Raw genomic sequence first — 26,004 nt, forward strand, 5'->3', positions numbered from 1 at the left:
AGCCTCGCGCTACAATCGCGGCAATCAACGATTAAGGACATATGGGCATGAGCAAACATTATGATTACCTCGCCATCGGCGGCGGTAGCGGCGGTATCGCCTCGATTAACCGCGCGGCCATGTACGGCCAGAAGTGCGCGCTGATTGAAGCCAAAGAACTGGGCGGCACCTGCGTCAACGTCGGCTGCGTGCCGAAAAAAGTAATGTGGCATGCGGCGCAGATCCGCGAAGCGATTCATCTTTACGGCCCGGACTACGGTTTCGATACCACCATCAACCATTTCGACTGGGAGAAGCTGGTCGCCAGCCGTAGCGCCTACATCGACCGCATCCATACCTCCTACGACAACGTACTGGGTAAGAACAACGTCGACGTCATCAAAGGCTTCGCGCGCTTTGTCGATGCCCACACCGTGGAAGTGAACGGCGAGACGATCACCGCTGACCATATCCTGATCGCCACCGGCGGCCGTCCAAGCCACCCGAATATTCCGGGCGTCGAATACGGTATTGATTCCGACGGTTTCTTTGAACTGCCGGCGCTGCCGAAGCGCGTGGCGGTAGTGGGCGCTGGCTATATCGCCGTTGAGCTGGCGGGGGTGATTAACGGCCTCGGCGCCGAAACCCACCTGTTCGTGCGTAAACACGCGCCGCTGCGCAGCTTCGATCCGCTGATCGTGGAGACGCTGGTGGAAGTGATGAACGCCGAAGGCCCGCAGCTGCATACCAACGCCATCCCGAAAGCGGTGGTGAAGAATGCCGACGGCAGCCTGACGCTGGAGCTGGAAGATGGCGGCAGCCAGACCATAGATTGCCTGATTTGGGCGATTGGCCGCGAACCGGCGACCGATAACTTCAATCTGGCGGCTACCGGCGTGAAAACCAACGATAAAGGCTACATCATCGTTGATAAATTCCAGAACACCAACGTGCCGGGCATCTACGCGGTGGGCGATAATACCGGCGCCGTCGAGCTGACTCCGGTAGCGGTTGCCGCAGGCCGTCGCCTCTCCGAGCGCCTGTTTAACAACAAGCCGGAAGAGCACCTGGACTACAGCAACATCCCGACCGTGGTCTTCAGCCACCCGCCTATCGGCACCGTCGGTTTAACCGAGCCGCAGGCGCGCGAGCAGTACGGCGACGACGCCGTGAAGGTCTACAAATCTTCTTTCACCGCGATGTACACCGCCGTCACCTCTCACCGCCAGCCGTGCCGCATGAAGCTGGTGTGCGTCGGCCCGGAAGAGAAGATTGTCGGGATCCACGGCATCGGCTTCGGGATGGATGAGATGCTGCAGGGCTTTGCGGTGGCCCTGAAGATGGGCGCCACCAAAAAAGACTTCGACAACACCGTCGCCATTCACCCGACAGCGGCAGAAGAGTTCGTCACCATGCGCTAAGACGCGGTCGCCGGATGATAAAAAGAAGCCCCAGGGGCTTCTTTTTTTATGCTCAGGCCACGCCGTTATTGCCATGGCGCATAAACGCCGGGCGCTGATTGAGCGCCATATACCAGCGCTCCACGGCCGGCATCTCCGGATGGGCAAAAGGGGTCATCTTCCAGCGATGCACCGACAGCCCCAGCACGATATCGGCGAGGGTGAAGCGCTCGCCGGCTATCCACGCCCCGGTACGCTGCAGTTGTGCTTCGACAATGCGCACGCACTGGGTCCAGGTGGCAATACTCTCTTTAATTGCCGCCGGATCCTGAAAGCGCGGATCTTTGCGCACCAGACCCATAAAGGCATGGCGCCAGGCAGTGTTAAACTCGGTCGCCTGCCAGTCCATCCAGTGCTCCACCTCGGCGGCGGGCTGTGGCTCGGTGGGCAGCAGATCCCAGCGCTCCGCTTTCCGCGCCAGATAGCGGCAGATACTGTTCGACTCCCAGAGCACAAAGTCGCCGTCCAGCAGCACCGGCACCAGGCTGTTAGGATTCAGGCGCTGAAACTCAGGCGTATCCAGAGGCTTAAATCCGCTGCCGTAATCCTCCTGCTGGTACGCCAGCCCGGCTTCCTCGCAGGTCCACAACACTTTCCGTACATTGATTGAAGAGCGTTTGCCCAGAATTGTTAGCATTGTCAGCGATTCCTCAGCCATAAAAGAGAGATCTTTCACTCTACTCTATTGTCAGCCTTGCCAGCCAGCAACAAGGCAGAGTAGTGGATAATGTGTATAGTTGATTCCAGCCTGTTTGCCGAAAAGGAACCCGACATGTTGACCCCTTTTACCGTTTTGATGCCCGCAAATATTCGTTTTGGCCGTGGCCAGGCCCTGAGCGCTGCCCCCTGGCTGGCGCAGCAGGGCGGCCCCATTCTGCTGGTGCATGGCGCCAGCCCGCAGCGGGCGGCGTTTCTGCTCCATCAGCTGGAGGCGCTGCAGCTGGAGGTCACGACGCTGGCGATAAGCCGCGAACCCTGGCTTATCGATATCGAGCAGGGCGTCCAGCTGGCGCGCGAGAAAGGCGTCCGGGCAGTGGTCAGCCTCGGCGGCGGCGCGGTGATTGACGCCGGTAAGGCGATTGCGGCGCTGGTGCCCGCCGCCGGCCCGCTGGTCGACTATCTGGAGGTGGTGGGAACGGGTCGTCAGCTGGAAGCCAGTCCGCTGCCGTTCGTGGCGATCCCGACCACCGCCGGGACGGGCGCGGAAGTCACCAAAAATGCGGTGATCAACGTCCCGGAACAACAGCGAAAAGTGAGCCTGCGCGACGACCGAATGCTGCCTGACCTGGCGATTGTCGACCCGGCGCTGACCGACAACGCGCCGCGGAGCATCACCCTGAGCTCCGGCCTCGATGCCCTGACCCAGGTGATCGAGCCCTGGCTCTGCAGCCGGGCCACTCCCTTCACCGATGCCCTCTGCCAGCAGGCGATCCCGCGGGGCATCCGCGCGCTAAAGATCCTGATGGAAAAAGAGTGTCCGGCCAGCCGCGACGAGATGGCATGGGTCAGCCTGTGCGGTGGACTGGCGCTGGCGAACGCCGGACTGGGGGTGATCCACGGCCTCGCCGGCCCGCTGGGCGGCCTGAGCCGCGCCTCGCACGGTGCCTTATGCGGCAGCCTGCTGCCGTTTGGCCTGGCGCTCAATGAGTCGCAGATAAGCGACCCTGCCCTGCGCCAGCGCTTCAACGACGTTCGCCGCTGGCTGGCCGACGGGCTGGACGTCCCTGTGGAACAGGTCTGGGACAGTCTGCGGGAATGGAGCCATCGCGCCGGTCTTGGCACCCTGCGCGACCTCGGCGTGGCGCGCGATGCGCTGGAACCGGCGGCGCTGGCCGCCAGCACCTCCTCATCGATGAAGGCCAACCCGGTCAGTCTGAGCAGCGAACAGCTGCTGGAGATGCTGGAGGCGGCGTGGGAGTGAGCGCGCCGGGATAAAATTTTGTTGCATAATGAATGCTCCGAATTTCATCTGTGCCCGAATAGATAACTTTTAGTTATTTATCAATTCGTTACTTTAAGATAACGGCTTTTCTTCTCGGCGGGAAAGCGTGATCTAACGCACAGTTTACTTCACACTCACCGAAGCGACTGTCTACGCTTAATAGACAAGGCCGGGTATGCCCGGCCCCGAACTCACGCTATCCGGAGGTCCGTATCGCTATGTTCAGCCAGAAATTACGCCACGTTGAAGACGACGAGTTACGGATCGACATCGATCCCTGCTACGAAGCCGATCCGTACGAATTAAAGCTGGATGAAATGATTGACGCTGAACCGGAGCCTGAGGTGATCGAGGGGCTTCCGGCGTCCGATGCCCTTACCCCGGCGGATCGCTATCTTGAGCTGTTTACCAACGTGCAGAAATCACGCATCTTTGCCGACAGCAAAACTTTCCCCGACTGCGCGCCGAAACACGATCCGCTGGACATCCTGCGGCACTACCGGAAGGTCAAACGTCAACCCGACTTCGACCTGCGCCAGTTCGTTGAAGACAACTTCTGGCTGCCGGAGAACCAGACCGACGTCTACACCTCCGATCCCAGCCTGACGCTGAAAGAGCACATCGATAAGCTGTGGCCGGTGCTGACCCGCGAGCCTCAGGATCATATCCCCTGGTCTTCACTGCTGGCGCTGCCGCAGGCCTATATTGTGCCCGGCGGTCGGTTTAGCGAAACCTATTACTGGGACTCTTATTTCACCATGCTGGGGCTGGCGGAGAGCGGCCGGGAAGATCTGCTGAGATGTATGGCCGATAACTTTGCCTGGCTGATTGAAACCTACGGCCACATTCCGAACGGCAACCGCACCTACTACCTCAGCCGTTCGCAGCCGCCGGTATTTGCCCTGATGGTCGAACTCTTTGAAGAGGACGGCGTGCGCGGCGCGAAGCGCTATCTGGACCATCTAAAGATGGAGCACGCCTTCTGGATGGACGGCGCCGAGTCGTTGATCCCGCACCAGGCGTATCGCCACGTGGTGCGCATGCCGGATGGCTCCCTGCTCAATCGCTACTGGGACGACCGGGACACGCCGCGGGATGAGTCCTGGCGCGAGGACGTGGAGACCGCCCGACACTCCGGGCGGCCCGCCAATGAAGTGTACCGCGACCTGCGGGCGGGCGCCGCGTCCGGCTGGGACTACTCCAGCCGCTGGCTGCGGGATATCACGCGGCTGGCCAGTATCCGCACGACGCAGTTTATCCCCATCGACCTGAACGCCTTCCTGTTCAAGCTGGAGACGACCATCGCCAACCTCTCCGGCCTGAAGGGCGATCGCGAGACGGAGGCGGCCTTCCGCCAGAAGGCTCAGGATCGGCGGGCGGCAGTCAACCGCTATCTGTGGGACGATGAGAACGGCTGTTTCCGCGATTATGACTGGCGCCGCGAACAGCTGGCGCTGTTTTCCGCCGCCAGCATCGTTACCCTTTACGTCGGCCTGGCGACTCACGAGCAGGCAGAACGCCTTGCCGATGCGGTGCGGGCCCGCCTGCTCACCCCCGGGGGGATCATGGCCACCGAATATGAAAGCGGTGAGCAGTGGGATAAACCTAACGGCTGGGCGCCGCTGCAGTGGATGGCGATCCAGGGATTTAAACATTACGGCCAGGATCCGCTGGGGGATGAGATTGCCTGGAGCTGGCTGCAGACGGTCAATCACTTTTACAAGCAGCATCACAAGCTGATTGAGAAATACCATATTGCCACCGGTGTCCCCCATGAGGGTGGCGGTGGGGAGTATCCCCTGCAGGATGGCTTTGGCTGGACCAACGGCGTGGTGCGCCGACTGATTGGCCTGTACGGTGAGCCAACCTAGTCGGGCTGTTCCCGGCGGCGTTCTCCTGCTATGTTCAGAGGATTCGCCCTGCCCGGAAGGACGCTTATGCCTGAACTCCTGACGCCGCGCCTGCGCTGCTCACCGCTGCAGCTGGATGACTGGTCGTTTTTTCTCGCCCTGCAGCAGGATCCGCAGGTCATGCTTTACGTCGCCGATCCCCGGCCGCAGGCGGCCATCCGCGAGGCGTTTGATTCGCGCCTGCCGCCGTGGGCGCCGGGGGACGAACACTGGCTGTGTTTGGTGGTGCGCGACAGGCTCACCCATGCCCCGCTCGGCCTGACCGGTTACCAACATCATCACCGCGACATTGCCGAGGTTGGCTTTCTCTTCGCTCCGTCGGCGCAGGGTCGGGGCTACGGCTACGAATCGCTGCGCGCGCTGTGCGACTACGCCTTTACCACCGGCGGCGTCCGCCGCCTGACCGCCAGCGTCACCGCCGGCAACGAGGCGTCTAAGCAGTTACTGCTCAAAGCCGGCTTCCGGCTGGAAGGGGAGCTGCGGGAAAACTACTGGCTGAACGGGCGCTGGCACAACGACTGGCTGTTCGGTCGGCTACGTGGGGAGGGCGATGCGCCGTAGCGCACCGCCGGTCACAGGCTGGGGGCAGTCAGGATCAGAGGAACATCCCGCCCGAGACTTCCACACGCTGCGCGTTCATCCACGCCAGCTCATCGCTGAGCAGGGCGGCGATGGCGTCGCCGATATCATCCGGCAGCCCAACCCGCCCCAGCGCGGTCTGGGCGGCGATATGCTGATTCACCTCGGCGTTATCGCGCACCACCCCGCCGCCAAAGTCGGTCTCGATGGCCCCCGGCGCGATGATATTCACCGAAATACCGCGCCCACCCAGCTCTTTCGCCTGATAGCGGGTCAGGACCTCCATCGCCCCCTTCATCGCGGCGTAAGCCGCATAGCCCGGCAGGGCAAAGCGCGCCAGGCCGCTGGAAACGTTGAGGATCCGCCCCCCGTCCTCCAGGAGAGGCAGCAGACGCTGGGTCAGGAAAAACGGTCCTTTGAACTGGATGTTCATCAGCTCGTCAAACTGCGCTTCGCTGGTCTCGGCGAAGGGCACGTTGAGGCCAATCCCGGCGTTGTTCAGTAAATAATCAAAGGTGGTGCGCCCCCACTTCTGCGCCAGCACCTGCACCACCTCGCTAGCGAAAGTGTCAAAACTTGAGGTATCCCCGACGTTCAGCGCTAATGCTGCCGCTTTGACCCCTTTTTGCTCTATTTCTGCTACCACGTCGAGGGCCGCCTGGCGGTTGCTGTGGTAAGTCAGAAGAATATCGGTTCCCTTCGCCGCCAGCTTCAACGCGGCGTTTTTACCCAGACCGCGGCTGCCGCCGGTCACTAAAGCGATACGTTGTGTCATCAGAAGACCCCTTTCAGGTTGCGTTGTGATTGTGTTCTAGCTTATTAACTGCCAGTGCAACAATAAATACGCTACATTACGTTTTACTGTTTCATCCATAACAACAATAGGCGATCGGCATGGATAAAATTCATGCAATGCAGTTATTCATTCGCGTAGCGGATCTGGAGAGTTTTTCCCGCGCCGCCGAGACCCTGGCGCTGCCGAAAGGCAGCGTCTCGCGGCAGATCCAGGCCCTGGAAAGCCATCTTGGCGTGCGGCTCCTGCACCGTACCACCCGCCGGGTTCAGCTCACCCAGGATGGGATGGTCTACTATGAACGGGCAAAGGATCTGCTGAGCAACCTCGATGAACTGGACGGTATGTTCCAGCACGATCCGGCGAGCATCAGCGGCCGGCTGCGGGTGGATATGCCGGTCGGCTTTGCTAAAAAACTGGTGATCCCCCATCTGCCGACTTTTTTACAGCAGTATCCGGGCATCGAACTGGAGCTGAGCAGCAGCGATCGGCTGGTGGACGTGATCCGCGAGGGGTTTGACTGCGTGGTGCGCGTCGGCGCGCTCAAAGACTCGGGGCTTATCGCCCGCCCACTGGGCAAACTGACGCAAATTAACTGCGCCAGCCCGGACTACCTTGCGCGATTTGGCTATCCGCAATCCCTTGAGGATCTGGCGGATCATGCCCTGATCCACTACGCCAGCACCCTCGGGGTCCGTCCCCCCGGCTTTGAGGTCATGCTCGACGGCGCGGTGCGCTGGGTAAAAACCGGCGGGATTTTGACGGTCAACAGCACGGAAACCTACCAGGCGGCCTGTATCGCCGGGCTGGGGATCATTCAGGTACCGCGTACCGGCGTGCGCGAGGCGTTACGCGCTGGCGACCTGATTGAGATCCTGCCCCAGTACCGCGCCGAGCCGCTGCCGGTCTCGCTTATCTACCCTCATCGGCGCAATCTCTCCCGCCGCGTGCACCTGTTTATGGAGTGGCTGGGCGGGTTGATGAAAGATTATGTCGATTGATCCCCGCGGATGGTGAACGGGTGGCGGGCAGATGGGTTCCTGCAAGATACGGCATTTAAGGTATACTTTTTGCTGAATCTCGCTGTAAAAAAGGAAGAAATCACGTATGACGCCGGAAAACGACGATCGACGCCCACCACAGGAACCGGACACACAGCCGGAGAAAAACAAAAGTACGCTCGAGGCCCTCAATGACACGGCCGTCGGGCAAAAAGCCAGCCAGGCGCTGAAGACCGTCACCGGAACGGCGGCCAGGGTACAACGCAACCCGGTTATTGCCCATCTGTTACGCGCCGCAGAACGTTTCAATGACCGACTGGGCAATCAGTTCGGCGCGGCCATCACCTACTTCTCGTTCCTGTCGATGATCCCGATCCTGATGGTCTCCTTTGCCGCCGCCGGCTTCGTGCTGGCCTGGCACCCGACCCTGCTGCAGGACATTTTCGACAAAATTCTGCAAAACGTCAGTGACCCAACGCTGGCGGCGACCTTGAAAAACACCATCAACACCGCGGTGCAACAGCGTACTGCCGTCGGTCTGGTCGGCCTGCTGGTCGCGCTCTATTCCGGTATTAACTGGATGGGCAATCTGCGGGAAGCGATCCGCGCCCAGTCGCGCGACGTCTGGGAACGCCGACCGCAGGACGAGGAGAAAATCTGGATAAAATACTTCCGCGATCTTATCTCGCTAATCGGTCTGCTGGTGGCGCTGATCATTACGCTGTCGATCACCTCTGTCGCCGGTTCCGCCCAGCAGTTGATTATCTCCGCGCTGTATCTCGACAACATTGAATGGCTGAAACCCGCCTGGCGGCTGATCGGCCTCGCCATCTCGATTTTTGCCAACTATCTGCTCTTTTTCTGGATCTTCTGGCGTCTGCCGCGCCATCGTCCACGGCGCAAAGCCCTGTTTCGCGGCACCCTTATCGCAGCGATTGGCTTTGAAATCATCAAAATCGTCATGACCTGGACGCTGCCGGCGCTGGTGAAATCCCCCTCCGGGGCGGCATTCGGTTCGGTGCTGGGGCTGATGGCCTTTTTCTATTTCTTTGCCCGCCTGACGCTATTCTGCGCCGCGTGGATCGCCACCGCGGAGTATAAAGACGACCGGCGGATGCCGGGCAAAACCCACCGTTAACGCATTGCGAGGATGAATTGAAGAGGCAAAATTCATCCTCGCGCTTTATTTCAGTAGATAAATCCACCTATTAACTTTTATTTAACTCAAAACTGGTTTTATCCTCTATCTTTTTAATTGTGTGAAGCATTTCATAGAACTATTTTCACTGGTGTAAAAATTATCCGCTTTTTGCCTGTTTTTTGCCCATTCTCGGCGTTTGTTACAGATTGAAATGTCCCTGTGGCTGTGGCTATATGGCTTTTCGTTCGCGCAAAAATAAGAAAGATCTATGCAAGCCACAGCCACCACACTCGAAAACTCGCAGGAAACCGCCCCGGTCAACTCACGCAACAAAGTCGTTGTCGCCTCGCTCATTGGCACCGCCATTGAGTTTTTCGACTTCTACATCTATGCCACTGCCGCGGTCATCGTCTTCCCGCATATCTTTTTCCCGCAGGGTGATCCCGCCGCGGCCACCCTGCAGTCGCTGGCCACCTTCGCCATCGCCTTCGTCGCCCGGCCGATCGGCTCCGCGCTGTTTGGCCACTTCGGCGATCGCGTCGGCCGCAAGGTCACCCTCGTGGCTTCACTGTTAACCATGGGGATCTCCACCGTGGTGATCGGCCTGTTGCCCGGCTATGAAAGCATTGGCATTGTCGCGCCGATGCTGCTGGCGCTGGCGCGTTTCGGTCAAGGCCTTGGCCTCGGAGGGGAATGGGGCGGCGCAGCGCTGCTGGCTACGGAAAACGCCCCGCCGCGCAAGCGGGCCCTGTACGGCTCCTTCCCGCAGTTGGGCGCGCCGATCGGCTTCTTCTTCGCCAACGGCACCTTCCTGCTGCTCTCCTGGCTGCTGACCGACCAGCAGTTTATGGCGTGGGGCTGGCGCGTGCCGTTTATCTTCTCCGCCGTGCTGGTGATCATCGGTCTGTACGTGCGCGTCTCGCTGCACGAAACGCCGGTCTTCGCCAAAGTGGCGGCGGCGAAAAAACAGGTCAAAATCCCGCTGGGTACTCTGTTGACCAAACACGTCCGCGTGACGGTGCTGGGCACCTTCATCATGCTGGCAACCTATACCCTGTTCTACATCATGACCGTCTACTCGATGACCTTCAGTACCGGCGCCGCGCCGAATGGCCTGGGCCTGCCGCGTAACGAAGTGCTGTGGATGTTGATGATGGCGGTGATTGGCTTTGGCGTGATGGTACCTGTCGCCGGCCTGCTGGCGGACGCCTTTGGTCGTCGTAAGAGCATGATTGTCATCACTACGATGATTATTTTGTTCGCCCTGTTCGCTTTTAAACCGCTGCTGGGCTCCGGTAACCCGCTGCTGGTGTTCGCCTTCCTGCTGCTGGGTTTAAGCCTGATGGGACTGACTTTTGGCCCAATGGGCGCGCTGCTCCCGGAGCTGTTCCCGACGGAAGTGCGCTACACCGGCGCGTCATTCTCCTATAACGTGTCGTCGATCCTCGGCGCCTCGGTCGCACCGTACATTGCCGCCTGGCTGCAGGGCAACTACGGCCTGGCGGCGGTCGGCACCTATCTGGCGGCGATGGCGGCGCTGACGCTGATCGCCCTGCTGCTGACCCACGAGACCCGCCACCAGTCGTTGTGATCCTTCGCCCTGACGCCGCTGGCGTCAGGGCTCTCCCCTACTTTTTCATCTGCGACAAAATGGTCCGGCACTGGTTGCTATCGCCCTCCGCCGGGGAGACCAGCGCCAACAGCGCGGCGGCCGGCGTCACCAGGGTTGCCAGCGCGGCCGCAACCGCACCGCGGACAATCAGCGGCCCGGCCTTCACCCCCGCCTGCGGCGATTTAAAGGTGCCCCGAACATACAGCGGTGAACGCAGCGTGATCACCCGGAAGCCTTTACTTTCCGGATCGATGGTCAGGTCCAGCTGCTCGGAGGCGAAGCTGGCGGTCCCGGTCACATTGATCAGCGCGTTTTCCGTATCAAAGGCAAAAATCTGCGGCCGGGCGACACCGTTGGTCACGTCGATATTGGCCGCCGCACAGTTCACCCGGACCTCCTCATCGCCAAAAATCTGGCCTATCAAGTAGTTGCCGACGTTAAGGCCGAGAATTTCCATCAGGTTGCGACTGATCAGGCCGTCGTTCATCAGTAGCTTCAGATTGCCATTACTGTTGCCGAGCAGGGCTGCCACCGAGTTACCGCTGCCGCGCAGCTGGACATCGCCATTCATCTCGCCGAGGGTTTTCTGCATCATCTCGACGTTCGGCATCAGCGCCTTCAGCTTCAGGCGTCGCGCCTGCAGATTGGCCTCACCCTGCAGCGGCTTTTTATCACCCTGCAGGTGTACGCTGCCGGCAATCGAACCATTGGCCAGGCCAAAGCGCACCGGCTGCAGGCGCAGGTCGCCATCTTCCAGGATCACGTGGGTCGACAGATCGCTGATCGGCAGGGTGCCGCCGTGCTCAATTCTCCGGCCCTTAAAACGTACATCGGCATCCATCACCTGCCATTTATCGGTTTCAAAGCGGTCTGCCGGCAGCACTTTACCCGCCGGCTGCGGCCGGTCGCTCCCCTGGCGCGAAGCGCTTTTCTTCGTCCCTTTTCCAGAGTCGACGCCGATTAACGGCCCGAGGTCCGCCAGCCGCAGCTGCTTCGACTCCATATCGCCGCTGAGTTTCGGCCGCGGTTTGCCGGTGGTGTAGGTCAGGGAGCCATGAATGTCGCTATCGCCGATCCGACCATTAAAATCCTGATAGTCAAAGCGCATGCTGTTTTTTTGCTTAAAGTCAGCGCGCAAGCGGCCGTCGGTAGAGAACGATGGCGTCTCCGGCAGCAGCACGCCGGTCAGGTCGTAGAGATCGCGCAGCGAGTCGCCGGCGAATTTCAGCCGCAGGTCGATGCCGCCGACGTTGAGCGGGTCGCTGACCGTGCCGCTGAACGCCACCCGCGTGTTGCCGGAGTGGAAGTCGCCCTGCAGCGGGAAAGGCGTGCTTGCGCTGCGCAGGGCCAGCATACCGCCGATTTTACCGTTGCCGGTGACCGGCTGGTCCTTGTAGCGGCCCTTCAGCGACAGGCCAAAGACGTAGTCGCCCACTTTCGTCGCGGTATGGCGATCGTCGGCTCCGGTCACTTCGCTGAACGGCAGCGGTTTGCCGAGAGGATCGACGAGGATGGTGATATCGCTGCGGGTGATCTTGTCATCAATGGCGATAGTCCCGCGATCAAAGAGAATGTTATCAAGGCGGAAGGACCAGCTGGAGGGGGCGCTATCGCCCGACGTACGCTGATCGCCTGCCAGATGAAAGGTCCAGTTATTGTTGTCTTCCGCCAGGCGGATCAGCCGCACGTCGGGCTGTTCCAGCTTGATCCACGGCAGGTACACCGTTTTGCTCAGCAGCGCCAGCGGGGCGAGGGTCGCCTCCACCCGCGGCAGGTGGATCATGGTCACCTGGGGAATGGCCGGCGGGTTGCCCAGCACGATATCTTCCGCGTGCACATGCGGCCACGGAACCCAGCTGCGCCAGCCGCGCTCGTCCGGCTGCCGCTCCCAGACCACACCGAGATCGCCGCGGATGGCGAACGGGCGGTTAAGCTCAGCGGACACTTTCTGATTGATCGTCGGCTTCAGCCGGTTCCAGTCAAAGGTGGCCAGCACGATAAAGAAAAGAACGATCAGCAACAGTATCGTTCCTGTGATGATAACCAACGTTTTACGGGTTCTGCTCATCCCTACTCCGCTCCTTTTGCATCACGTCAGTCCTGAATATAGTCAAAAAGCGGCGTTTCTCCTGGAAATGCGCTTTTCGTCACATTACGCGCGTCAGGTCAAAAAAATAATGGAACGATGTTTTAATATGATTGACCAGTCAAACAGCGCAGCGCACACTAGCGCTCATATCGATTCCATTGCAGGTTCTGGCTATGTCTAAAAAAATTGCCGTCATTGGCGAATGCATGATTGAGCTGTCAGAGAAGAACGGGGCCGTTAACCGCGGCTTTGGCGGCGATACCTTAAACACCTCGGTCTATATCGCAAGGCAGACCGATGCCAGTGCGCTGAGCGTCCACTATGTCACCGCGCTGGGAACCGATGCCTTCAGCCAGCAGATGCTCGACAGCTGGCAGCAGGAAAACGTCAACACCGATCTGATCCAGCGGATGGCCGACCGCCTGCCGGGGCTGTATTACATTGAAACTGATGATACCGGCGAGCGCACCTTCTACTACTGGCGCAACGAGGCGGCGGCAAAGTTCTGGCTGGAGAGCGATCGCGCGGCGGCGATTTGTGAAGAGCTGGCCACTTTCGACTATCTCTATCTGAGCGGCATCAGTCTCGCCATTCTCAGCCCGGCCAGCCGCGACAAGCTGTTCACGCTGCTGCGTGAGTGCCGCGCCAACGGCGGCAAGGTGATCTTCGACAACAACTATCGTCCACGCCTGTGGGCCAGCCAGGCGGAGACGCAGCAGGTCTATCAGGAGATGCTCGCCTGCACCGATATCGCGTTTCTGACCCTCGATGATGAAGACGCGCTGTGGGGGGAAAAACCGGTTGCTGAGGTGATCGCCCGCACGCATGCCGCCGGCGTGGAAGAGGTGGTGGTGAAGCGCGGGGCGGATGCCTGCCTGGTCTCGGTTAGCGGGCAACCGCTACAGGAAGTGCCGGCTGTCAGGCTGGCCAAAGAGAAGGTGGTGGATACCACCGCCGCCGGAGACTCCTTCAGCGCCGGTTATCTGGCTGTTCGCCTGACCGGTGGCGATGCTGAATCCGCCGCCAAACGCGGACACCTGACCGCCAGCACGGTGATCCAGTATCGTGGGGCGATCATCCCACGGGAAGCGATGCCGCAGTAATTCTCCGCAGGAAGCGCTCTCCGGCCGCCGCTGGCGCGCCGGAGAGGCGTTAGGTTACTGCCCTGGCGGGATATCGCTGGCCTCGCTGTGAGCGTCAACCGTATCAGCGCTACCGCTGACCGCCGCGGCCGCCGGATTCGGCGCCATCAGTTTTTCCCACGTAGCCTGCAGTTCCTTCATGTTATATTCCGGTTCGCCTTTCGGCTGCTGCAGCACCAGCGCCATATCCTGAGACAGCTGCTGACGCAGGTACTGGTTCAGCATGTCGACCGTCAGGGAGTTGAGGAACTCCTGCCGCAGCTTCTGGTATTGCTCCGGCGCGATATCCACCACCTGATTCTGCAGGGAGCGCATGCGCTGGCTCATCAGAATGTCAGTGTCCGTGCGCGCATAGGTGGCAAACAGCTTCTGCAGCTCAAGGCTTTTCTGGGCAATAAGCGCGTCAAACTCCTCCTGCGGCAGGCCGTTGTCCCGCACTTTCGCCAGCTCGCGCGAAACCACGCTCAGGTTGTTGTTCAGACGCTCGCCCGGCGATTCGATGTTGATGGCGCACTGCGCGCGCTGATAGAGCACCCGGCAGTCAAAGCCAAGACCAATATCCTTCACGTTATTTTTGCTCAGGCTCTGCTGCACGTGCCAGAACAGCGCTTCGCGGGCGAGGTCGTCGCGCCAGTAGCGCTGCAGCGCCGCGGAATCACGGATTGGCTGCCAGGGCGCATCCCACATGATGGACAGTTTGTCCTGACGCACCGCGCTGGTCATGATGCTGACCGGCACGGTAGGCAGTGGTGATAAGGTCGGCACCGCCGCGGGTGTTTCCCGCTTGCCCTTCAGATCGCCGAAGGTTTTACTGATTTGCTCGGCGACGCTGCGGCTGTCGACGTTACCGACCACAATCAGCGTCATGGCGTCGGGGGTGTACCATTTATGATAAAAGTCTTTCAGGTGCGCCACGTCAATCGGCTGCTTCAGTGGCGCTGCGGGATCATGGCCCAGCATGGTGGACCCTTTCAGGCGGTAGCGCCACCAGCCCTCTTTGGTATCCAGCGGCCAGGTCGCCACCATGTCGCTGCCCTGCAGCGCATGATTGATCGATTCAGGCGTAATGGTCAGCTTACCGCTGGCGTCCGCCAGCCAGCTCAGCGCCTCTTTCAGCAGATCGTTGCGGTTATTGGGCAGACTGAGATTAAACATCGTGTAATCGTAAGAGACGATGGCCGGCGGCAGAGGACGCTTCGGGTCAATACTCTGCTGCCATAAAGAGCGCGCCTGCATCGTTGGCAGGCTACCGCTTTGCGTCAACGCCAGGCGGGGAATAAAGCGGCTGAAACCGCTCTGCTGAGTGCTTTCGCTCAGCGAGCCAATATTCACGGACAGACGGACTTCAATACGGTCGCTGGGACGCTGCGGCGTGGCCAGCACCTGCCACGTCAAACCATTCGCTAAGGTCCCTTGTTGCCAGGCCGGATCAGGCTGGAGCGCTTCTGCCTGCACATAACCGGCCGCCGCTACCATCAGCAAACCGCCCGTTAAGAGTTTAATTGTTGTGCCCTGCATGTGAACCCCTGATGAACATTCCTGGTTACAACAGCACCCCACTGACGGGCTGCCGAAAAAAGTGAGAGTGAAATACGTCGGTTAGACCACACGGAGACGAAAATGTCGCATGACAACGCAAAATAATCATTTCGTGTCATTTCCTCCGGGCGGAAATGACCTCTAATTATGCGCAGGAGCCCGTACTCCAGCAAGGGAGTACGGGCCTAAGAGGAGGATTTAAGAGGATAATTCGTGCGATTTGTTCGCTGGAACACGGTTATTCAGAACATCATCCATCTGTTTGGCATCGAGTTCTTTGACCCATTTGGCCACCACCACCGTAGCGACGCCGTTACCCACCAGGTTGGTCAGCGCACGGGCTTCGGACATAAAGCGGTCGATACCGAGGATCAGCGCCAGGCCGGCCACCGGCAAATGCCCGACGGCGGAGATGGTCGCCGCCAGCACGATGAAGCCGCTACCGGTCACCCCCGCCGCCCCTTTCGAGGAGAGCAGCAGCACCACCAGCAGGGTGATCTGGTGGAAAATATCCATATGGCTGTTGGTCGCCTGGGCAATAAAGACTGCGGCCATCGTCAGATAGATAGAGGTGCCATCGAGGTTGAATGAATAGCCGGTCGGGATCACCAGGCCCACCACCGATTTGCGGCAGCCCAGCTTCTCCATTTTGTCGAGCATTCTCGGCAGCGCCGATTCTGACGAGGAGGTCCCCAGCACAATCAGCAGCTCCTCACGGATATAGCGGATAAATTTGAAGATGCTAAAGCCGGTGGCCCGGGCGATGCTGCCCAGCACGACTACCACAAACAGGATACAGGTGATATAGAAGCAGATAATCAGTTGCCCCAGCTGCACCAGGGTGCCGACGCCATATTTACCAATGGTAAAGGCCATGGCCCCGAAGGCACCGATCGGCGCCAGGCGCATGATCATATTGATGATGCCGAAGATGACCTGCGAGAAGCTTTCAATGACGTTGAAAATCAGCTGACCTTTGCTGCCCAGACGGTGCAGAGCAAAACCAAACAGGACGGCGAACAGCAGCACCTGCAGAATGTTGCCGCTGGCGAAGGCGCCAATGACGCTGCCCGGGATCACATCCAGTAAAAAGGCCACCACCCCCTGGTCTTTCGCCTGCTCAGCGTACATCGCCACCGCTTTCGCATCGAGCGTCGACGGGTCAACGTTCATGCCAGCGCCCGGCTGCACCACGTTGACAATAATCAGACCGATAATCAGCGCGATGGTGCTGACCACTTCGAAATAGAGCAGCGCCACCGCCCCGGTACGGCCGACGGCTTTCATACTCTCCATCCCGGCGATCCCCGTCACGACGGTACAGAAGATAACCGGAGCAATCACCATTTTAATCAGCTTAACGAAGGCGTCGCCGAGGGGTTTCATTTGCGCGCCCAGTTCCGGGTAAAAATGGCCCAGCAGAATACCGATCGCTATGGCCGTCAGAACCTGGACATAGAGGCTTTTAAAGATAGAGGTTTTCATAGGGTGTCCTTTGGGAATAACCACAGAGCAAGAAGGGATATTTGACGTCTGTGGCTTAAAAATAACACCCTGGAAACATTTCAGAAATAACTAACGCCGAAAGTGCAACGCGATTGTTAAAATCTTTGAGCTGACTCGCACAAGTCAACAAAACATTTACAAATTTGCATCCTCCTGGACCGGAGATAAATAGCGCGCGCTGAATGCCTCCTGCGGCAAAGCGCAACCGAACAGATGGCCCTGGAGCACCTCGACGCCAGCGGTTTGCAACCAGCGGTACTGGGCGTCGCTCTCCACGCCTTCCGCCACGATACGCAGCGACAGGCCGCGCGCAAGCTGGATCATCGCCGGCACCATGCTGACATCCTCCGGCAGCATATCGATGAATACCTTATCGATTTTCAGAATATCCACCGGCAGGGCCTTCATCTGCTGCAGCTGGTGCAACCCGGCATAACCCATGCCAAAGTCATCCAGCGCAATCTGCACCCCGGCCTCGCGCAGCGGTCGCAACCGCGCCATCACATCCTGCGGATCGTCCATCCGGCAGCTCTCCGTCACCTCGAGGATGAGGGTGCCAGGGGCGATGCGGTAGCGGGCGATCAGCTTCAGCATCTCCTCACCACGATCGTGTTCCAGCAGCTGGAGCAGGGAAACATTAACCGACAGCGGCAGCATAATCCCCTGGCTTTGCCAGGCCGCCAGCTGGCGACAGGCCTCTTCCATCACCCAGTAGCCGACCGGGATAATCAGCCCGCAGGACTCAATACGCTCAATCAGCGACGGCGGTAGCGACCAGCTGCCATCCGCCTGCCGCTGGCGCAGCAGCACCTCGGCGCCGCAGATCTCGCCGCTGGCGCAGGCCACCTGCGGTTGCAGCCAGATAGCGAACTGCTGGTTGTCGAGGGCAGTCATAATGTCGTGCTCTTCCATCAGGCGACGCTGAGCCTTTTCCATCTGCTCGGGATCGAAGAACTCGATCTGGTTTTTGCCTTTACGTCGTGCGGTGACGGCGGCTGACACCGCGCGACGGTAAAACTGTTCGGCACTGAGCCCGGCGTGGAACATGGCGATCCCGACGCTGGCGTAGGGGCGCAGCTGCAGACCATGCAGCGGCAAACGCTCATTAATAATAGTGAGCACTTGCTTACTTAACGTCACCGCCTGCCACGGTTCGGCAAGGCCATCGGCAAGAATCGCGAAGTCATACCCGCTCACCTGAGCCAGCACCATTTGTGGCGGAATGGCGGCCCGCAGCTTCTCCACCAGCGTCAGGAGCAGCATTTCGCGCTGGCTCTCCTTGAGGACGCCGGCGGCGTCCTGCAGGGTTTCGCAGGCGACGACGATCAGCGCGGCGCTCTGCGGGCGGGCCACCGTCTGCTCCAGCATCGCCAGCAAAAAGGCTTTATTCGGCAGCTCGGAGACCGGGAAGCGGGTCGACTGGATGGACAGCTCATCATGCTGGCGCACCAGGCTCTGCTGGTTGCGGTTATAGCTGCGCACCAGCATGCCGATCTCGTCGTCATGGTGCAGGCGCGGGAGCGTTAGCTGATGGCCGAGACGCTCCTGCTGAGAGAGATCGTTCAGCTCACGGGCGATACGCCGCAACGGGCGCACCATCAGCCGGTTGATACACCAGGTCAGCGCCACCGTCAGCATTAACACCAAAAGTAAGTAAGCCGTCACTAACGTAGCAAGGGCGCTCATGACAAACTTATACATGCGATAGGAGTCGGCCTGCAGCACCAGATAGGCCAGCGGCTGCGGGTTGGCTGGCCGCTCCAGTGAATAAATAGGTAACGAAATCTGTACCGGCAGCTCAAACAGCCGGGTGACGGTCACCGGCACCGGCCGCTCGGGGATAAATCGCATCCGCAGCGCCTGGAACTGGTTCGGCAATACCACATCCGCCCGGCTGACGATGCCAGCAGGCTGGATACGGCTCAAAATGGCTTCCGCTTCCGGAATATCGGCTTTCAGAATAGCCGCAGATAACGGTTCGCGAACGGATCGCGCGATACTTTCTAACTGCGTGGCCGTGGTAAAGCGACTCTGTTGCACAAAGTGAAACAGCAAAATAGTGCAAAAAACCAATACAAATGCCATGGACACGCTCGCGACCATCGCCATCTGTTTGATTGTAAGTGAACGGCTGACGCGCAACGGTGTTCTCCACTGATACTGAATGCATACCCGGCATCAATCCTTCAATCCCGGTCGTTTCAGGCTGATTATATACTTAAATCCTTCGCCCACGCCCGCGAGGGATGAAGTGGCGGGATATTTCCGCGCGCTAGCGCAGACGCCGGAGAAGCCTCCCCGGCGGCCGGCGGTGGGCAATGACACACGAGTATACGCGAAGCGCGCCGTGGAGTGGCGCTCTGTGACGTAATTCAGCCTATTCTGCTACCAGTCGGCGTAGGGCACCAGCGGCTGGGGCGGCATATCCAGATCCCCCTGCCAACCGGCCGCCGAGTAGCGGACGTAAAGCAGCGCATGGCTCGGGGTGTAATCCTTCGCCTGCTGAATATCGACCGCGGCGCCGACGAACCAGTTGCTGGTCACTCGCCGCTCCACCAGCGCTCTGGCGGTGTAACCAAATCCCTGGCTGCTGCTTCCCTGCTCCGTCAGCTCGCTGGCGCGCTGGCGGTAGTCGGACGGGATCAGGTTCAGCAGCGGATAGCGGGCTTGCGTCTGGGTGCGCGAATGGGACCATGACACCGACCCGCCGAGCTCCCAGGACCAGTTCTCGGTACGCTGACGCCAGGTCACCGGCACGGCGAATGAGAGATATTCCTGCGGGCTGTAGTAGCCGCCCTGGCCGAGGGTGTAGCCGCTGAGATCTTTGTCGTAGTGCCAGATCATATTGTTGAGGCCGACGGTGACGCGACGATTATTCTCGTTGATGACCTTGTAGTAGTACCCGGTCATCCAGCGCACGCGCCAGTTATCCGCCACGTTTTTACCGGTCAGCGAGTCGGCCCCCAGCGAGGACCAGATACCGTGTGCTTCGCCCCGGTCATAGCTGAGGCTCAGGCCGCCGCCGTCGGCGCGGACGCCGCCCCAGGTGGTGCCGGTATGGCTGCTGCTGTCTTTCTGCCCGCCAAAGGAGAGCAGCGAGCTGGAGATGGGGCGCCGGTGGACGTTGACCGTGTACCCCACCGGCCCGACGTCGCTGCTGTAGCTCAGCCCCCCCACCACATCGACGACATTGAAGCCCATCGGGGTGGTGCCGATATCGCCGCTCCAGGTGTCATTCTTCCAGCCGACCGCCACGCTGGCCCCGCTGTCGGTCTGGTTTTTACTGCCGCTGGTACAGGCGATCTCCCCGCAGGTACCCCAGCTGGGCGAGTAGCTCCCGTCGCTGTGGGTGGAAAAGCTGCCGGCATCCATATTGACCAGATCGGTGCGGAAGAACATCCGGCCATCCGCCAGCGGAGCATCCACCTGCAGCATGGTGGTATGCGCCTTCAGGTCGGAATAGCCGCCGGTGCCGCTGGAACCCCAGAAATCGTGTTCCAGGGTGACGTTCAGATCCTGCTGGCGATAAAGGTCGGCGGCATCGCTGCGGATCCCGCGCTTCAGCCAGTCATCCCGGCTGTCGTTGCGCGTCAGCCGCGTAAAGGTATCGTTGTCCTGCGGCTGCGCGGGGGTGATCCCGGAGGCCACCATCGCCTCCCGGTAGTGCGTCAGCGCCTGCTGCGGCGCCCCGGTCTGGGTGGCAAAGCGCGCGGCATCGCGCAGCACCAGCGCACTCTCCATAGAGGGCGGCTGCGCCTTCGCCTGCGGCACAATCTGGTTAAAAATCTGTTGGGCATCAGCGGTATCGCCAAGGCCGGCTCGCGCCAGGGCGACCCGACGCTGCATATTCATGGATTCGGTCTCTGCGCCTTTCAGCTGCATGACCTGCGCCCGGGCGGCCTGTTTATCGCCCTCGGCCAGGTAGACTTCCGCAAGGCCAAGGCGCGCATCGCCGTTATCGGCCTCCTGACGCAGCACCCGCTGATAGTCGGCAATCGCCGTCTGGCTGTCGCCGCGCTGCTGCGCCCAGTCGGCCAGCGTCAGGTCATAGCGCACCGAGGCGGGCTGCTGTTGGATAAGGGCGATCGCCTGCGCTTCGTCACCGCTGTCGCGCAGCTGGTTGGCCTGGCGCAGTACCCGGTCGCTTTGCAGACGCGCCTCAAGTTCACGAATGTTATCCGTCCACGCGCTGCGCGGCAGAGCGGCGATTTGCGCCAGGGCCAGATCGTCCTGGTCGTTCCCCGACAGGTAGAGCCCCGAGGCGTAGACCCGTTCAGCATCCTGCGGCTGGCGGTTGACCATCGCCCGCATCAGCGCGTCGGCCTCCTGGCGTTCACCGGCGCTAACCAGATCGCGCGCCAGACGGTAGGTTATCCACACGCTGTCCGGATCCAGCGCCAGGCGCCGACGCTGAACTTCCGCCGCCTGCGCCCAGTTGCCCTGGCTCTCCAGGGCCTGCGCCTGTTTCTCCAGCCGGTCGTTGGTCAGGCTGCGCTCAATATCATCGATGCTCCGCCGCTGAGCGGGAGGGAGGCCGGCGATCCAGGCGCTGGCTTTCTCCGGCGATTCGGCGCGATAGAGGTTGGCCAGGCCGCGCACCGCCAGGTTATTGCCGCGATCCAGGCGCAACGCCTGCTGGTAATAGCGCTCCGCCGCCACCGCCTCTTTGCGCGCCGCCGCGACGTCCCCCAGCCCCAGCACGGCATAGCTGTCGGTGCGATCGACCCGCTGCGCCTGGGCATAATAGTGCTGCGCCTGCGAAAGCTGGCCGGCCTTCAGGGCATTATCCCCCTGCTTGATCAATAGCCAGTAACGGTTGGTTTGCAGCAGGCTGTCCCATTTGCCGCGGTTCGGGCTGTCGGGGTCCATGGCAATCGCTTTATTGAGCTGCGACACAGCGCGCGCGCGGTCACCGCGCTGGGAATAGGCCTGGCCGAGGGCACCCACCGCATCGCTGTCGCGGCTGTCGGCCTGAACGGCTTTCTGCAGATCCGCGACCGCCTGCGAGGCATTCCCGGACTTGACCGCCGCCAGCCCTTCCGAGCGGGCGCGGAAGGTCGGATCCTGCAGCTGCGCCTGCTGCTGGTCGAGCAGAACGCGAGCGTTGGCCGCCACCGAGCCGGTGGGAAACTGCAGGAGAAATTGCTGCAACGCCTGCACGCTGGCCTTGCTTACCGGCATGCTTTTCACCTCACTGAACCACATATCGGCGGCGATGCCGCGTCCTGAGGCCGAGCGGGCCATCTCCGCCAGATAGGCAAACCCTTCCTGCGGTTTGTTATCGGCAAACATCTGCTTCGCCAGCGAAGTCAGCAGGCTGACGTTGCCCGGCGCGCTGGCGTTCAGCTTTTTCAACTGGCTGACGCCTTCGCTATGGCGAGCGGGCAGGCGCGCCACCAGCGTCCAGTATTCAATGGCGACGTCAACGTCATCCGGCACCCCGCCGTACAGTTTTTCATAGGCGGCGATGGCTTCATCGACCTTCCCGGCCACGCCCAGCAGTCGCGCCTGCTGCAGCGCCTGCCGGCCCTCGCCGGTGTTGCTTTTCATCTCATTGCGCGACGCCTTCAGCTCCGGGGAGTCCGGCGCCAGCTTCGTCAATCGTTCCAGCTCTTTTTGCGCCCCGGCGGCATCCCCCTGACGCAGCAGGTAGCGCATCCGCGCGGCAATCAGATCCGGGTTGTTGGGATCAATCAGCTCCAGGCGGTACAGCGACTGGCGCACCAGGTCTTCACGATTACTGGCCTCGCCAAGGCGGACCTGCTCCAGCAGATGCTCCTGGGCAGGCGTCGTCGCCGCCTGCGCTAACGGCAGCAGCGCAACGCCGAGGGACAACGTGAGTAAACTTAGTGAGAGCTTGCGCATTCCTGGTTCCAGTCAGGTTGTAATTCGCCACCCGCGGTGAAACGAAAACGGTGTTGATCCCACCCCTGGCCGAACAGCGTCAGGACCGCGCTATAGTAGGCATCCGCGCCGGGATAGTTATCGGCGACGCGCTGGCGTTGCACCGACCGGGCCTCGTCGTCCTGTAAAAACGGTAGCATCACCGCGGAGAAGCCCACGGGTCCCTGGCCGCTGGTCTTGCCGGTGGCAATATTCACTTTCTCCGGGGGCACCCCCTGCTCCGTAGTCTGCGCCGCCATCGGCGCAAAGCGTTGCAACAGGCGCGCTTTCTGCTTATCGCCATCATGGAGCATGCCCACCCACAGGTAGACGCGAATCGCGTCATAGCTGCCGATCAGCGGCTTTTCGGTTTTCAGCTGCCAGCCTTTCCCTTTCTCATAGCGCACCCAGTCCGGGGTAAAGCCTTTCGGCGCGGTCTCCAGCAGCAGGCGCAGATTGCTGTCGCGCAGGGCAGGCCACGGCGCGCCAAAACGCACAAAGTAGGTGGCCAGCTGCGGTGGAAGATAGCTGGGGTTAAACCGCCAGCCGCTGTCATCGGCAAAACCGACTTTTCCCGGCAGCAGCATCGTGCCGAGGCCCGGCACCGCCACTGTCTCTTCATCGACAATCCGCGCCAGCAGCGCTTTTCCGGTCTCGGTATACTGCGGCTGCTGCCACAGGCGGCCCGCCTCCAGCAGCGCCCAGGCTATCCACAGATCCGAGTCGGATGCCGAGTTGCTGTCCAGCAGGGTCCACTGCTTGTCGTCCTTTTTCCCCCACAGCCAGCCCGGCAGATGTTGTCGCAGGTCACCTTCCGCCAGGTTGTTCTGCGTCCAGGTCAGCAGTTTGTCGAACCCTGCGCGATCGTTGGCTGCCAGGGCGAAGAACAGGCCATAGCTCTGTCCTTCTGAGGTGGAGATTTTGCGCGCATCGCTGGGGTCAATCACCCGACCCTCCGGGCTGACGTACGCTTTTTTAAACTGCTCCCAGGCGGGCCACTGGCAGGCGGCGCCCACCGGGGCCGCCGCCAGCAGCAGCGCGGAGAGCACCGCGCCACAAAGTACTTTCATCATGATTTATTCATCATCCAGGCTAAGACGGCGGCGGCTGATGATGCGCAGCATGCGCCACAGCACCCACGCCAGCAGCACGATACTGATGGCGGCGAAGATCGCCAGCAGGATCGGGTGGTTAGAGAGCGCGAACCAGATACGCTCGAACCAGGGCAGATGGCCAACATAGTAAACGTCGCCCACTCGCAGGCTGTTGACGCCGGACTCACGGATCACTGCCACCGACCCAAACATTGCTGCCCGCTTACCGCTGTCGTTAAGGGCGTTGGTCAGCAGTTCATTACCGCGCGGGCTGTCGGCCAGCAGGGCCACCACGCTGCGCTGATCGTTATACGGCGACTGGAAGCCAATCACCGCCGCCATCGGTCCGGTGGAGGTAATGTCGGTACGCGTGTTGGGCGTGCGGGCCTCATCGTCGGGATAAATGCTCGCCAGGTCATAGTGGCGCATCGGCATTTTCACCCAGCTTTTGGTCGCCTCGACCAGCAGGTTGATTTTGGTGTCGTCCTTGAGGGCCGACGGGATCGCGCCGATCAGCAGTAGATCCGCGTCTTTATCCTTGATCTGGGTGCCATCGTCGGTCATCTGCAGATTAATCGCCGCCAGACCGGTCTGCGAACCGATGCCGCCCAGCGCCTGCAGCAGCGTCGCCACTTGACCCTGGGTCGGCGCCTTCGGCACCACCACCAGCGTGTCGGCGAGATCCGCCATACGGCTATATGGGAAGCCCGCGTTGGCGAAGACGCGCAGGTCCGGCAGGGCGATAAAGTGATAATACTTTGAGAAGTCGATGGTCGAATCGTCACCGATCACCACATGGTTCTGCACCGGCTGGAAGGTAATACAGTTGTCGATGGAGCCGCCCGGCATCGGGTTCATGTACTGGAAGTCAAAGCGCAGCTGGTTGACCGCCCCGAGACGCAGCGCGGGGATGGTGACCTCTGATTTGCCGTCCAGCAGCCCCTGCAGCACCGGCAGACGCAGGATCAGTTTATTCACGTCCTGAGCACTGTTCAGGCTGAATGACTGCAGGAACTGGTCGTTGAGGCTGATATCCATCCGCGAGCTGTCCTTCACCGGCGGCATGGTGTAGCGATATTTCAGATCCATATCGATGCCGTTGGCCCGCAGCAGATAGAGATCCGGCGGCAGGTTAAGCGCCACGGTGATGGCATCCGGCACCAGACCGCTGGACTGCAGCTGTTGCTCATAGGTTTTCAGCTCAGCAAAGGTGACCGAGCGGTCGGTGCGCACCCAGTTCGGCGCGTCGTAAGGCTGACGCGGCTGCAGGGTTTTGATGCCGTCCACGGTGACGCTGCTGCCGCGGAATAAAATATTGCCCTGGGCAATCCCCTTCGCCGCCAGCAGCAGGTCGTTATCATCGCGGCCGAAAATCACCAACAGCTTGACGTAAGGATCGTTCGGGTTGTCGATCATTTCGATGGTCGGCGCCTTGACCGGCGGATGATCGCGCAGGAAGTCCGGGCGCTTGTCGTTGGTGGCGAACACAATGGCGTTACGATCCGGCAGTTCGTTGAAATAGACCGGGAACTGCTGGCCGCGCCAGCCGGCCTTGCTGCCGAACCAGGAGGCGACAATCGCCGCCGCCTGCTGCTGGGCCACCGCTGGCGAGCCCGGGAAAATCATCGGTAGCGTCAGCGGGCGGTTATCGCGCGGATCGTAGAACGGCACCGGGAAGTGTGACAGATCGTTATGCACCTTCAGCGACTGGTAGGTGAGATCCAGATAGCTTTCGCGCCCGACGTCCAGCCACAGCGTGCTGCTGGCGGGGTTTTCGCAGACATCGCGGTAGTGGCCGACAAACTCCAGCCGTACGCGGTTGAAGTCGGTGATGTACAGCGGGTCAATCGGCAACTGCGCGCGGATCTTTTTCCCCAGCTGCTCTTTGGTCACGGGCAGGACGCCCATCAGCTCATCGTTGAGATAGACTTTCAGCTGCGACTGCACGGGCAGCAGCGAAGGCGATGGGGTGTATTCCAGGTTGAGCAGCGCGTTGGCGACCAGCTCATCGCTGCGCATGCCGAATTCGACCGACGCGTCAGGCCGTGAGCCGCGCAGCACGATGCTGCCGGGCGGCGGCGCGATGGTGGCAAAAGTCAGCTTCACCTCCCGCTGCGGGACGTTCTCGGCCACCACCGCCGGAGCGGTCGGTTCGGCGAGGGTCGCCGTCGGCTCGCCCACCACGATCGGCGCGCCCGGGGTCGCTACCTGCGGCTGAACGCCAGGGGCGGCGTTCGCCACGGCGGCCGGCGCCGCATAAGAGGCCAGCGGATACCAGCTGCACATGCCCACCGCTACTGCACACATCCAGGAAAGTTTTCTTTTCATCGCATT

Annotated in this window: 17 protein-coding genes; 8 read left to right on the top strand and 9 right to left on the bottom strand. The window is 60.8% G+C overall.

From position 1 onward, the window contains the following. Positions 1-47: 47 nt before the first annotated feature. Positions 48-1,400, top strand: coding sequence for a glutathione-disulfide reductase (gorA, locus tag CWM53_RS23680; protein WP_100631011.1), 1,353 nt, complete (start codon positions 48-50; stop codon positions 1,398-1,400). A gap of 52 nt (positions 1,401-1,452) precedes the next feature. Here gorA and CWM53_RS23685 read toward each other — a convergent pair whose 3' ends face one another. Further along, positions 1,453-2,076, bottom strand: a complete 624-nt coding sequence (locus CWM53_RS23685) for a glutathione S-transferase family protein (protein ID WP_074387008.1) — start codon at positions 2,074-2,076, stop codon at positions 1,453-1,455. Positions 2,077-2,211: 135 nt separating this feature from the next. Here CWM53_RS23685 and CWM53_RS23690 point away from each other — a divergent pair, with 135 nt between their 5' ends. The 3 genes from CWM53_RS23690 (at position 2,212) to CWM53_RS23700 (ending at position 5,852) form a co-directional block, all read left to right on the top strand. Further along, positions 2,212-3,360: an iron-containing alcohol dehydrogenase gene (locus tag CWM53_RS23690; RefSeq protein ID WP_100631010.1), complete on the top strand. Its 1,149-nt coding sequence runs from the start codon at positions 2,212-2,214 to the stop codon at positions 3,358-3,360. 239 nt (positions 3,361-3,599) lie between these two features. After that, positions 3,600-5,252 (top strand): alpha,alpha-trehalase, encoded by a 1,653-nt coding sequence (locus CWM53_RS23695; protein WP_100729726.1) that lies wholly within the window; start codon positions 3,600-3,602, stop codon positions 5,250-5,252. 66 nt (positions 5,253-5,318) lie between these two features. Continuing rightward, on the top strand, positions 5,319-5,852 hold the full coding sequence (locus CWM53_RS23700) for a GNAT family N-acetyltransferase (RefSeq protein WP_100729725.1): 534 nt from the start codon (positions 5,319-5,321) through the stop codon (positions 5,850-5,852). 34 nt (positions 5,853-5,886) lie between these two features. Here the strand turns inward: CWM53_RS23700 and CWM53_RS23705 are convergent, their stop codons facing one another. Continuing rightward, positions 5,887-6,645 carry an SDR family NAD(P)-dependent oxidoreductase gene (locus CWM53_RS23705; protein WP_100676312.1) on the bottom strand — a complete coding sequence of 253 codons (759 nt, stop codon included), beginning with the start codon at positions 6,643-6,645 and terminating at the stop codon, positions 5,887-5,889. A gap of 119 nt (positions 6,646-6,764) precedes the next feature. Between CWM53_RS23705 and CWM53_RS23710 the strand changes: the two genes are divergently transcribed. From CWM53_RS23710 to CWM53_RS23720, 3 genes are all read left to right on the top strand, one after another. Further along, positions 6,765-7,664: a LysR family transcriptional regulator gene (locus tag CWM53_RS23710; RefSeq protein ID WP_100631008.1), complete on the top strand. Its 900-nt coding sequence runs from the start codon at positions 6,765-6,767 to the stop codon at positions 7,662-7,664. Positions 7,665-7,770: 106 nt separating this feature from the next. Next, a complete protein-coding gene (gene yhjD / locus CWM53_RS23715) occupies positions 7,771-8,802 on the top strand; it encodes an inner membrane protein YhjD (RefSeq protein ID WP_074387003.1) in 1,032 nt (343 codons plus the stop codon). A 271-nt stretch (positions 8,803-9,073) separates the two neighbouring features. Continuing rightward, positions 9,074-10,396, top strand: coding sequence for an MFS transporter (locus tag CWM53_RS23720; RefSeq protein ID WP_100676313.1), 1,323 nt, complete (start codon positions 9,074-9,076; stop codon positions 10,394-10,396). 37 nt (positions 10,397-10,433) lie between these two features. Here the strand turns inward: CWM53_RS23720 and CWM53_RS23725 are convergent, their stop codons facing one another. Continuing rightward, positions 10,434-12,485 carry an AsmA family protein gene (locus CWM53_RS23725; protein WP_100729724.1) on the bottom strand — a complete coding sequence of 684 codons (2,052 nt, stop codon included), beginning with the start codon at positions 12,483-12,485 and terminating at the stop codon, positions 10,434-10,436. 194 nt (positions 12,486-12,679) lie between these two features. On the opposite strand from CWM53_RS23725, the gene CWM53_RS23735 reads away from it, so the two are divergent. Continuing rightward, positions 12,680-13,609: a sugar kinase gene (locus tag CWM53_RS23735; protein ID WP_012967094.1), complete on the top strand. Its 930-nt coding sequence runs from the start codon at positions 12,680-12,682 to the stop codon at positions 13,607-13,609. Between the two features lie 54 nt (positions 13,610-13,663). On the opposite strand, the gene CWM53_RS23740 is transcribed toward CWM53_RS23735, so the two are convergent. The 6 genes from CWM53_RS23740 to bcsB all read right to left on the bottom strand — a co-directional run bounded on the left by CWM53_RS23740 (position 13,664) and on the right by bcsB (position 25,998). Then, positions 13,664-15,166 carry a M16 family metallopeptidase gene (locus CWM53_RS23740; protein WP_061153028.1) on the bottom strand — a complete coding sequence of 501 codons (1,503 nt, stop codon included), beginning with the start codon at positions 15,164-15,166 and terminating at the stop codon, positions 13,664-13,666. A 219-nt stretch (positions 15,167-15,385) separates the two neighbouring features. Next, a complete protein-coding gene (locus CWM53_RS23745) occupies positions 15,386-16,672 on the bottom strand; it encodes a dicarboxylate/amino acid:cation symporter (RefSeq protein WP_061153027.1) in 1,287 nt (428 codons plus the stop codon). Between the two features lie 156 nt (positions 16,673-16,828). After that, complete coding sequence (hmsP, locus tag CWM53_RS23755) at positions 16,829-18,835, bottom strand: biofilm formation regulator HmsP (protein WP_206053090.1); 2,007 nt, start codon at positions 18,833-18,835, stop codon at positions 16,829-16,831. 243 nt (positions 18,836-19,078) lie between these two features. Next, positions 19,079-22,558 carry a cellulose synthase complex outer membrane protein BcsC gene (gene bcsC, locus CWM53_RS23760; RefSeq protein WP_100729723.1) on the bottom strand — a complete coding sequence of 1,160 codons (3,480 nt, stop codon included), beginning with the start codon at positions 22,556-22,558 and terminating at the stop codon, positions 19,079-19,081. After that, positions 22,540-23,649 carry a cellulose synthase complex periplasmic endoglucanase BcsZ gene (bcsZ, locus tag CWM53_RS23765; RefSeq protein ID WP_100631004.1) on the bottom strand — a complete coding sequence of 370 codons (1,110 nt, stop codon included), beginning with the start codon at positions 23,647-23,649 and terminating at the stop codon, positions 22,540-22,542. Before bcsZ ends, bcsC begins: the two co-directional genes overlap by 19 nt. 3 nt (positions 23,650-23,652) lie before the next feature. After that, a complete protein-coding gene (bcsB, locus tag CWM53_RS23770; protein ID WP_100729739.1) occupies positions 23,653-25,998 on the bottom strand; it encodes a cellulose biosynthesis cyclic di-GMP-binding regulatory protein BcsB in 2,346 nt (781 codons plus the stop codon). Positions 25,999-26,004 lie beyond the last annotated feature (6 nt).

The organism is Klebsiella sp. A-Nf5 (assembly GCF_002810545.1).
Lineage (GTDB): Bacteria > Pseudomonadota > Gammaproteobacteria > Enterobacterales > Enterobacteriaceae > Klebsiella > Klebsiella variicola.